Consider the following 8,975-nt stretch of genomic DNA (forward strand, 5'->3'; position numbering starts at 1 on the left):
CCTATATCTACCCGCCCCCTGGTGCGTCGGCTGCTTCTCTTGTGTTTACCCCCCCGGCTCCCGGTCGGTACACCGAAAGGGGCCCCCCCCGCCCCAGGGCCGGGGGCGCCCCTTCGTTTTATGCCCGTTCACGGGCGGATCGCTTCAAAGATCATGCCGTCGCACCTGGCGCGCGCGAGCCTGCCCTCCTCCGGGGTGCGCACCGTCCACGCGAGCAGCGGGAGCTTTTTGCGGCGGCATTTCAGCCGCAGCTTTTCGGTGATGCCGCCCAGCTCGTAGGCGACGAACTGGGGCCTCGAAACGCAGTTGAAGAGCATATGCCGCAGGGCGTAGGCGCGCAGGCCGTCCCGCAGGCCCTCGTACTTCCGGCAGGCGAGCTGGCCGCACACAAGATGGGGCGCGTTTCTCCGCAGCCACCAGACGGTGAGGGGGTTAAAGGACTCGAGGATCACCGGGCCGCGGTAGCCCGCGAGCTCCCGCACGAGCGTGCGCTCCAGCGCGCCGGGAAGCCCGCCGTTTTTGAGTTCGATGAGCAGCGGCACCCGCCCGCCCACACATTCGAGCACCTCCCGCAGCAGCGGGATCGTACAGGCGGTGCCGCCCAGCCGCAGGCGGCGCAGGCTCCGGAAGTCCATCCGCTCCACCGTCCCCCGCGCCCCCGTCATCCGCCGCAGGTCGTGGTCGTGGAAGACCACGAGCGTCCCGTCCGCAGCGCGGTGCACGTCCAGCTCGATCGCATAGCCCGCCTCAGCCGCCGCGCGAAACGCGGGCAGGGAGTTCTCGGGGACCCCCTTCCCCGCCGCGTGCAGCCCCCGGTGGGCCACCTTCTGATATCCTTTCAGCAGCATTGCGCATAATCTCCATGACAGATTTGATCGGCCGGTTTCCCGGCCGGTTCCATTTTACCACGCGCCGCGCCCCGCCGCAACGCCCGCTCGGTCTTTCCGGGGAAATTGGAAAAGATTTCACGCATTATTCACATTTTGCGGGTATAATGGAATTGTTCTTTACCGGACCCAACACAGCTTTCAGGAGGAACCGACATGAAAAAATGGATCTCCCTGCTCCTCGCCGTCCTGACGGCGTCCGCGCTCGCGACCGCCGCCTTCGCGTCTTCGATGGGCGGCGTCGTCAAGCCGAACGAAAACGGCGACAACACCGTCACCTTTGGCAACGACAACGTCACCTACGCCAAGCTCTCCTTCAAGGCGGATTCCGACGCGGAGAAGTTTTACGTCGAGCTGTCGACCGACTGGGACGACTGCGCCTATGGGGCCGATTTCTACGACCTCGACGCCTACCTCTACGCCTTCACGGTGAACCCGTCGATCCCCGCCACCTCCGCGCCCACCCTGCTGCTCTACAACCGCTTCGTGGATGAAGACGGGGAGCTGACCGTCAAGCCGGGCGACGTGACGATCTACCAGGTGAAAAAGACCGGCCTCACCGACGTGACCTCCAGCTTCACCGCCACCGAGACGGGCGACGGCGACCCCGTCTTCGCGATCCGCACCCGCGCGCCCGGCACCTATGTGATCTCGGCGCAGAAGGTGGAAAACGCCTCCGGCGCGCTCTCCCCCCGCAGGGTCACCGACGCCGACCGCGCCGAAGAGAAGCGGGACGCCGCCTCCAAGCCGGCCTCCGACGGATCCGGGGCGGCCCCCGGGACCAAAGCCGTCCTGCCCTCCTTCGCCAAATGAACCCGCGCGTCCCGTCCCCGCCCGCAGAGGGCGGGGACTTTTTTTCGGCCGTCCGCAGGAAAACGCGCCAAACGCCGCACTCTATGGTTGGACCTTTGCGCATTTTGTGATATGATTGTGTTGCGCGGCGACCGCCCGAGGGGCGTCGCGGCCAGATGTGGGGGGATTGCCATGGGTAGCAAGGACTACCGCGCCAGGAAAATCGAATATTACGGGCGCCCGATGGGCGCGCTGAATCTCTATATCTATCTGCTGCTGCCGGTCTTCGTCGTCTGGCAGGCGGTCAGCTTTACCTGGCGCGCCACCGTTGCAAGCGCCCAGTTCGAGACGGTCACCGAGTTTTTGTCGGCGTTTATCATCCTCGTCCTCGGCGCCGCGGCGTGGCTATCGGTCTACGGCGTCGACCGCTACGCCTTCTTCAGCAACATCGTCTTCCTCTTCGCGGCGGGGGCGTCGCGCGTCATCCAGACCTTCTTCCCCACCCTGCTCGACGGGCGGGGCGGGGCGGTCTCCGCCGACCTCCAGGCGGCCGTCGCCCCGGCGGCGCAGGCGGCCCTGTCGATCTCCGGCGGGCTCACGGCCTTCTTCTCCTCCCTTCAGGAGGGGGTCGCCGCCGCGGCCGGGAGCTCCCTGTCGATCTTTTCGGGCGGGGGCATGGGCGCGATGGGAGGCATGGACCCGTCCGGCGGGATGGGCATGGCCGGCATGGGGATGGACGGCATGATGGGCGGCGCGCAGGCCGCCGGGAACACCTCCCTGATCGGCAAGCTCGTCGGGCTCTTCGTCAAGACGGGAGAGGACTTCACCCTCTTTGCCAACACGGTCGAGTGCGGCCTCTTCGTGCTCGTCTGCCTCTTTTTCCTCTTTTACTTTTTCGGCAACCGGAAATTTTTCTTTTCCTCCCTCGAGGATTTCCGCGTGCGGGATGAGGCGGGCTGAGAAAGCCCTCGGATCCGGTCCCGCCCCGGCGGGGCCGGTTCCGTTTTTCCCCGCACCCCTCCCCCCGTCCGCGCATATCCTGTCAATGGGGGCGTTCCCCCGTTTCTTTGGGAGGTAACCAAAGATGCACCGCTCTGCCACACCATGCCTTCCCGGGCATCCACCAGCCGTTCTCCTGTTACACCCGACCCTCCTGTTATAACCACACCGGCACAGAGATCCCGCGCCCGCGGCCTTCGCGGGCGCGGGCGGGGCCGGCGGCGCGGGAGGCGGCGATCACATAAGGGCCGGGCGATGGGATTTTTCCCATCGCCCGGCCCTTCCTTATGCCCCCGGGGGCTATTTTGACAGAGGGAGCCTCGCGGCGCGCACCTCTTCGATCGTCGGGATCGAGGAGGACGCGCCCTTTTTGGATACCGCCAGCGAGGAGGCCGCCGACGCGAGCCGCAACGCCTCCGCCACCGTCTCCCCTCCCAGCGCCGACGCGAGGAAAAAGCCGGTGAAGGTATCCCCCGCGGCCGTCGTGTCCACGACGGGCACGTCGTACACCCCGTGGGAGAGCCTCGTTTCCCCCTCCCCGTAAAGGACGCCGCTCTTCCCCAGCGTCAGCACGATACGGGAGCCGGGGAACCGCGAGAGCATCTCCGGCAGGATTTCCAGGGGGTCCTCCCTGCCGGAGATCTGCGCGCCCTCCACCTCGTTGAGGAGGAAGATATCCACCTTCCGAAGGTCGCACGCGAGCATCCGCTCGTCGAAGGGCGAGGGGTTGAGCGCAATGGTCATCCCCCGCTCATGCGCGCGGTCGATCAGGTAGTCCACGAGGTTTACCTCATTTTGCAGCAGGAGCAGGTCCCCCGGGCCGAAATCCGCGAGCACCCCGTCCGCGTATTCCCGCGTGATCGCGCGGTTCGCGCCGGGATAGAGCACGATGCTGTTCTGTCCCTTCGCGCTCACCTGGATGATCGCGTTGCCGGTGCGGGTTCCGACGGTGCGCACGCGGCTCACATCCACGCCCGCCTCCCGGCAGACGTCGAGCAGCATGCCGCCGTCCTCTCCCACCATGCCCGCGTGGCAGACCTCGGCGCCCGCGCGCGCGAGCGCCACCGACTGGTTGAGGCCCTTGCCGCCCGGGAAGACCTCGAGCCCCCGGGAGGTGATCGTCTCGCCGGGCGCGACGATGTGGTCGAGGGAATAGACATAGTCGATGTTGAGGGAGCCGAAATTCAATACGCGCATCGCGGGGCCCCCCTCAGTATTCGAGCGCGACCGGCCCGCCGCTCACCGGCAGCCAGTCGGCGGGGCGCTCCCCCGCCTTGGCGAGGTAGTAGTACCCGGCGGGCTTTCCGAGCCCGCGGCAGGCGTCGTGCCAGACCTCCCGCGCCATGACGGCCGCCTCCCCGGGGGAGAGCAGCACCGCGCACACGTCCTCCGCGCGCGGCGGCTCGCCGCCGTGCGGCAGCGCCACGCAGAGGATGACCGGCTCCGCCATGCAGAAGATCGCCTCCTCGGTGTGGGCGTGCTTCTCCATCGAGCGCACCTCGCAGGGCGCGGCCCCGCCGATCGTGTAGCCCAGGTGCCCCAGCGTGTCGATGAGGGGGGCTTTGGTCATGTGGTCCTCATAGGCGTCGGTCTTGGTGTGGGACACCCGTTCGGCGTCCTCCTTCAGATTGTAGTAGGTCCCGTAGGGGGTAAAGTCGAACTCCCCGATGGGGATCGCCTTGATGGTCATCCTATCCAACCCTTTCCGGCCGTCAGACGGCGTTTTTCTTGAGCTGATCGAGGTTCGTCAGGCACATCACCACGACGGTGGCGATATAGGGGGTCATCAGCACGAGCTGCGAGGGGATGTTGAAGCTCTGGAGGCCGACCGACACCGCGTCCGCGAACGCGAAGATCAGGCAGGCGAAGAACGCCTTGAAGGGGTCGCCCTTGCCGATGCGCGCGGCCGAGACCGCGAGGAAGCCCTTGCCGGCGGACATGTTCTCGGTGAACATCGAGATGCCGCTCAGCGGCAGGCAGGCCCCCGCCGCGCCCGCGAGCACGCCGGTGATGATCAGCGAGGCCCATTTGTACTTGGTCACCGAGACGCCCGCGCTCTGGATCGCCTTTTCGTTGAGGCCGACGCCCCGCAGGCGCAGACCGAAACGGGTCTTGTACATGACGATCTGCGAGACGATTACGACGGCGAAGGCCGCGTAAACGAGGATGTTGTGGTTGTTGAGCAGCTCGCCCACGAAGGGGATCCTGCCCAGCAGCGGGATGTCGATGCTGCCGAAGCTCTTGATGCGCGGGTCCATGATCGAGCCGCGGATGTGGAAGATGTTGAAGAGGAGCAGCGAGGTGAGCCCCCATGCGCTCAGGTTCATCGCGATGCCGACGACGATGGGGTCGGACTTAAAGTGCAGCACGAAGGTGCCGAAGATCGCGGACATCACGACGCCGCTGGCCATGCCGAAGAGCAGCCCCATGAACGCGTTCTCGAAGAGATAGCTGCCCCAGGTGGCGAAGAAGGCGCTCGTGAGCACGTAGCTTTCCAGCCCGATGTTGAAGATTTTCGCCTTGTGGCCGAAGACGCTGCCCATCGTGGCCAGCGCGAGCGGCGCGGACAGGCGGACGGTCGCCGCCAGCGTGGAGGTGCTCAGCAGAATTCCCAGCATCTCACTGCACCCCGCTTTCCTGTTTGCGCAGCATGCGCAGTTGTTTCTGGTCGCAGAACCACTTGTAGAGCGCCTCGTAGTCGATCGCGACAAGCAGCACGAAGAGCGCCTGGAGCACCGAAATCACCAGCCGGTTGGTCTCGGTGACGCGTTCCATGTGGAAGGAGCCGCTCTTGAGCGCGCCCCAGATGAACGAGATGAAGATGACCGCGATGGGGTTGTTCTTGGCGATCGAGGCGATCATGACGCCGTCCCAGCCGAGGTTGGTGGCGAAGCCGGGACGGAACTTGCCGAAGGTGCCCATCATTTCGGTGCCGCCGCACATGCCCGCAATGAACCCGCTGAGCAGGAAGATCGTCAGGAAGGTGCTCTTGTAGTTGACGCCGCCGAACTTGGAAAACTTGAGGTTCTCGCCGACCATCTTGAGCTCGTACCCCTTGACGGTGTACTTGTAGAGCAGGTGCACCAGGATCGCGATGCCGATGGCGATGAAGATCGCCGTCGTCGCGCTCGTGCGCGGCAGGAGCACCGACAGGCGGGCGGTCGGCTGCATGTCCGGGGTGGCGATCGCGTCGGCCAGCTCGGACGCGTCGAAGCCCATGTACTTGAAGGTCAGGTACTCGGTGAAGAGCAGCGCCGCGTAGTTGAGCATCAGGGTGCTGATCAGCTCGTTGACGTCGAGCAGCAGCTTGAGGATGGCGGGGATGAAGGAGAAGATCATGCCGCTGAGCCCCGCCACCAGCAGGCAGACGACGATATGTACCCCGCGGGGCATGAGCAGCTGGTAGCCGACGACCGCCGAGACGAACGCGCCGAAATACATCTGCCCCTCGATGCCCACGTTCCAAATGCCCGATTTGAAGGCGATGACGGCGGAGATGCCGGTGATGATGCTCGGGGTGGCCCAGCGGATCGTGGTGCCGATCGCGCTGACGCTGCCGAACGCGCCCACGCCGAGCGCCTTGAACGCCTCCGCCGGGCTGTTGCCCTGGGAGAGGATGATGACCGATCCGATGATCATGACCAGCAGCGCGGCGACGAGATATTTGAGGACGGTGAGCTTTCCGTTCGTGGAAAGCCTGAGGTTAAGCTTCATCCCTTTTCCCTCCCAACATGTACATGCCGACCGTCTGCTCGTCCAGCTCGTCGGTATTCCGCAGGTTTCCGGTGATCTCGCCGTTATACATGACGAGGATGCGGTCGGAAAGCTCCATGACCTCGCCGAGCTCGTGGCTCACGAGCAGGACCGAGACGCCCGCCTCCGCGATCTGGATGATCTTCTGCCAGATAAACTCGATCGCGCCCACGTCGATGCCGCGGGTGGGGTCCTCGACGACCAGCAGGTCGTTCTCCTGGCAGAACTCCCGCCCGACGACCACCTTCTGGATGTTGCCGCCCGAGAGGGTGCCGATCTGCGTGTAGACGCTTTCGGCCTTGACCGAGAAGTCCTCGACGACCTGTTTGGAGAACCCTTCGGCCTCCTTTTTGTTGACGAGCAGCGGGTTTTTGAACTTGTGGGCCACATGGTAGCCCATGATGCAGTTTTCCAGGATGCTCGAATCCCGGGCGCAGCCGGTGCCGAGGCGGTCCTGCGGGACGTAGCCGATCCGGTCGACCCGGTGGCCGCGCGGGGAGAGGTGGGTGATGTTCTCCCCCTTGTAGCGGATCTCGCCCGATTCGGGCCTGCGCAGCCCGAAGAGGCTTTCGATCAGCTCTCCCTGCCCCGAGCCCGCGACGCCCGCGACGCCGACGATCTCGCCCTTTTTCACCGAGAAGCTGACGTTCTTGACCTTGACGACGCCGTCGTCGCTTTTGACGGTCAAATCCTTCACGGCCAGCAGGTCCTCGCCGATCTCCTTTTCCTGCTTCTGGGTGTTGAAAAGCACCTCGCGCCCGACCATCAGGCTCGCGAGCAGCTGCTCGCTGGCCTCGGCGGGGGTCAGGTTGCCGGTGACGCGGCCGTTTTTGAGCACCGTAATATAGTCAGAGATCTCCATTACCTCTTTGAGCTTGTGGGTAATCAGGATCACAGTTTTTCCGTGTTCAGTCAGATAGCGGATCGCATCGAACAGGCCCTCGATCCCCTGCGGGGTGAGCACCGCGGTCGGCTCGTCGAGGATGATGATGTCCGCGCCCTTGTAGAGGACCTTCACGATCTCCACCTGCTGGAGAAGCGAAACAGGCAGGTCCTGCGCCTTTTCGTCCAGCGGGATGGAAAACTTGTACTTGTCGCAGATCTCCTGGATATCCTTCCTCGCCTTTTTCCTGTCCAGGAAATATCCCATGCGGGTGGTCTCAAAGCCCATCATGAGGTTTTCCAGCACCGTAAGCTCGGGATAGAGCATGAATTCCTGGTGGACCATGCCGATCCCGCATTTCGCCGCGTCGTTGGGGTTGCGGAACACGACCTTTTTGCCGTTGACGAACACCTCGCCCTTGCTCGGCTTATAGATGCCCGCGATCATGTTCATCAGCGTCGACTTGCCCGCGCCGTTCTCGCCGATGATCGAATGCACCGACGCGCGCTTCACCGTCATGTTGATGTCCTCGTTCGCGACGAGCGAGCCGAAGTATTTGCACATCCCCTTGACTTCCAGAATGACGTCTTCCATAATTGCCTCCATCCTGAGCGGAACCATTCCGTCCGTTGGATTATTCGGCGGGCGGCAGGAGCCTTCCTGCCGCCCACCGGAGCGTTCGGGGGTTATTTTACAACGTTTTCGTCCTCAGTGACCTGGATGGTGCCGTTCTTGATGCCCTCGACGATCTCGAGCACGCCGTCCTGCAGCTCCTTGGGGAGCTTGTCAAAGTCGCGCTGATCGTACATCGGGAGCCCCTGCGCCAGGCCGTAGGCCTTGTCGCCGCTCTCGTAGGTGCCGTCGAACACGCTCTTGCCTTCCACATAGAGGGCCTCGTCGAACGGCTTGAGGGCGGACCAGAAGACGCACGGATCGACGTCGCCCTGGTAGTCGTCGCTGCCGATGCACTTGATGCCCTGGTCGGCGCAGCCGGCGATGACGCCGAGGCCGCTGCGGGAGGCGGACTGGAAGATGAGGTCGACGCCGTTATTCTGGATCATCAGCTTGGCGACTTCCTGGCCCTTGACGGGGTCCTGGTCGTTGCCGACATAGGCGACCTCGACGGGGATGTTCTCATCGACGTGGTGCACGCCGGCGATGAAGCCGTCGCGGTACCGGCGGCTGACGGGACGGTCCGCGTGGGCGATGAAGCCCACCTTCTTGGCCTCGGTGGTGTTCGCCGCGAGATAGCCCGCGATGAAGGAGGAGGCGTACGGGTCGACCGAGATCGAGCTGACGTTCGGCTCGTTCGTCTTCATGTAGACGTCCGCGAGGATGAACTTGGTGTCCGGATACTCGGGAGCCACCTTGACGGCCAGCTCGGACAGGTCGCCCCACATGCAGTAGACGGGGTTGGCGCCCAGCTCGGCCATCGCGCGGACCTGATCCTCATATTCCGCCTTGTCGAGCGTTTCAATGATCTTGAGCTCGGCCCCGGTCTCGGCGGACAGCTTCTCAAGGCCCTTCACGCACAGCGCGATGAACGGGTCGCCCACGGGGGACGGGATGAGCAGCGCGATCGGCTTGTCGCCGGTCGGGACGCTCGCTTCGGCCTGTGCGGCGGGCTCCTCGGCGGGGGCGGCGTCCTCGGAGGGCGCGGG

General features: G+C 64.6%; 9 protein-coding genes. 2 read left to right on the forward strand and 7 right to left on the reverse strand.

Features of this window, described 5'->3' with window-relative positions; all coding sequences use genetic code 11:
- Positions 1-128: 128 nt before the first annotated feature.
- Positions 129-848 (reverse strand): glycerophosphodiester phosphodiesterase family protein, encoded by a 720-nt coding sequence (locus RCI06_RS12480; protein ID WP_306576249.1) that lies wholly within the window; start codon positions 846-848, stop codon positions 129-131.
- 195 nt (positions 849-1,043) lie between these two features.
- Here RCI06_RS12480 and RCI06_RS12485 point away from each other — a divergent pair, with 195 nt between their 5' ends.
- On the forward strand, positions 1,044-1,700 hold the full coding sequence (locus tag RCI06_RS12485; RefSeq protein ID WP_101549663.1) for a hypothetical protein: 657 nt from the start codon (positions 1,044-1,046) through the stop codon (positions 1,698-1,700).
- Between the two features lie 171 nt (positions 1,701-1,871).
- Positions 1,872-2,639, forward strand: a complete 768-nt coding sequence (locus RCI06_RS12490) for a hypothetical protein (protein ID WP_306576250.1) — start codon at positions 1,872-1,874, stop codon at positions 2,637-2,639.
- Between the two features lie 339 nt (positions 2,640-2,978).
- On the opposite strand, the gene RCI06_RS12495 is transcribed toward RCI06_RS12490, so the two are convergent.
- The 6 genes from RCI06_RS12495 to RCI06_RS12520 form a co-directional block, all read right to left on the reverse strand.
- Entirely contained in the window at positions 2,979-3,875 is an 897-nt protein-coding gene (locus RCI06_RS12495) for a ribokinase (protein ID WP_306576251.1), read from the reverse strand.
- Positions 3,876-3,888: 13 nt separating this feature from the next.
- Positions 3,889-4,368 carry an ureidoglycolate lyase gene (locus RCI06_RS12500; RefSeq protein ID WP_306576252.1) on the reverse strand — a complete coding sequence of 160 codons (480 nt, stop codon included), beginning with the start codon at positions 4,366-4,368 and terminating at the stop codon, positions 3,889-3,891.
- A gap of 22 nt (positions 4,369-4,390) precedes the next feature.
- Entirely contained in the window at positions 4,391-5,296 is a 906-nt protein-coding gene (locus RCI06_RS12505) for an ABC transporter permease (RefSeq protein WP_101549653.1), read from the reverse strand.
- A gap of 1 nt (position 5,297) precedes the next feature.
- Positions 5,298-6,392, reverse strand: a complete 1,095-nt coding sequence (locus RCI06_RS12510) for an ABC transporter permease (protein WP_306576253.1) — start codon at positions 6,390-6,392, stop codon at positions 5,298-5,300.
- Positions 6,382-7,908 (reverse strand): ABC transporter ATP-binding protein, encoded by a 1,527-nt coding sequence (locus tag RCI06_RS12515; protein WP_101549649.1) that lies wholly within the window; start codon positions 7,906-7,908, stop codon positions 6,382-6,384. The genes RCI06_RS12510 and RCI06_RS12515 overlap by 11 nt, the downstream gene beginning before the upstream one ends.
- Positions 7,909-8,000: 92 nt before the next feature.
- A partial coding sequence (locus RCI06_RS12520) for a BMP family ABC transporter substrate-binding protein (protein ID WP_306576254.1) occupies positions 8,001-8,975 on the reverse strand: 975 nt, incomplete at its 5' end.

The organism is Anaerotruncus massiliensis (ex Togo et al. 2026) (genome assembly GCF_030825285.1).
Lineage (GTDB): Bacteria > Bacillota > Clostridia > Oscillospirales > Ruminococcaceae > Anaerotruncus > Anaerotruncus massiliensis.